The 921-nt window shown below is 68.3% G+C and carries 2 protein-coding genes; both read right to left on the minus strand.

Annotated features, from left to right (window positions below; all coding sequences use genetic code 11):
• Positions 1-83: 83 nt before the first annotated feature.
• Positions 84-428 (minus strand): hypothetical protein, encoded by a 345-nt coding sequence (locus tag V2J85_RS40240; protein WP_311604109.1) that lies wholly within the window; start codon positions 426-428, stop codon positions 84-86.
• Between the two features lie 112 nt (positions 429-540).
• Positions 541-849: a hypothetical protein gene (locus tag V2J85_RS40245; RefSeq protein WP_311604111.1), complete on the minus strand. Its 309-nt coding sequence runs from the start codon at positions 847-849 to the stop codon at positions 541-543.
• Positions 850-921: the final 72 nt, after the last annotated feature.

The following is a 921-nucleotide window of genomic DNA, read 5'->3' on the forward strand; positions in this document are numbered from 1 at the left end:
AGATCCGCAGTTGAGAGATGAAGAAGTCCCGGATGATGCGGAACCTATCCCGACAGAAGGTCCCCCAGACCCAGACGCGATGATCAGGCCGCCTCAGGAGCCTCGTGCTGGTGCTTCAGCCGCATCCGCGCATCGACGACCTGGCCCCGCTCCACCTGCGCCCAGAACGGGTGCGTCGACACGGTGATGCTCAGCTCCAGCAACTCGGCTTGGAACCGTGCCACCTCGGCGTGCTGCTCCTCGGTATAGCCGGGGCTGTCCGGTTTCGCGGACCGGAAGCCGGAGTGCAACTGCTTTTCGGCCTCCCAGCCGGGCAGGGGCTCCGCTGACCACGGCAGAGTCCGGGCGTACTCCTCGTACGCCGCGCGGGTCTGGTGAAGGGCGAGCTGGGCGTCGCGGAGGTCTTGGGGGAAGTCGTACGTGGCCACCACCCACTAGTACGACTGTTCGAATTAGAGGTGCCAGGTCACGCGCCGCAAACCGCGTGCACTCCATCCGAACGGACGCGATAGCACAGTTGCTTCCCACCGCCCGAGCTGCTCATGGGCCGGTGAGGATCTGGTGGGTGCCGATGCGGCGCCAGATCACGTGCGGTGTGCCGGGACGCACCTCGGCCCCGTACTCGAACGTGGCACGTCCCGCGGGGCCGGTGCCCATGGACCAGGTGAGCTCGTAGACGCCCGGCGCGCAGCGCACCCCCTTGATTCGTAAGCCGGGGCGGAACTTGCGGCCGGTGCGCAGGTCGGGGACGAAGGCGTCCAGGACGACGCGGCGGAAGCGCCGGCGCTGGGCGGGGGTGAGGTGCTGAAGGTCGGTGGTGAAGCGGGGGCAGGTCTCGAAGGTGGGCATGCTGGTCTCCTCCGGGCAGCACGACGAAGCCCCCGGCGGTTGCCGAGGGCTGCTGTAGGCGGTGCTCGTTGG

This window comes from Streptomyces bugieae (genome assembly GCF_036352915.1).
Taxonomy (GTDB): Bacteria; Actinomycetota; Actinomycetes; order Streptomycetales; family Streptomycetaceae; genus Streptomyces; species Streptomyces endophytica.

Bases quoted from the DNA above. Each gene is read 5' to 3' on its own strand.
- V2J85_RS40245 (WP_311604111.1), bottom strand. From the start codon at position 849: ATGCCCACCTTCGAGACCTGCCCCCGCTTCACCACCGACCTTCAGCAC.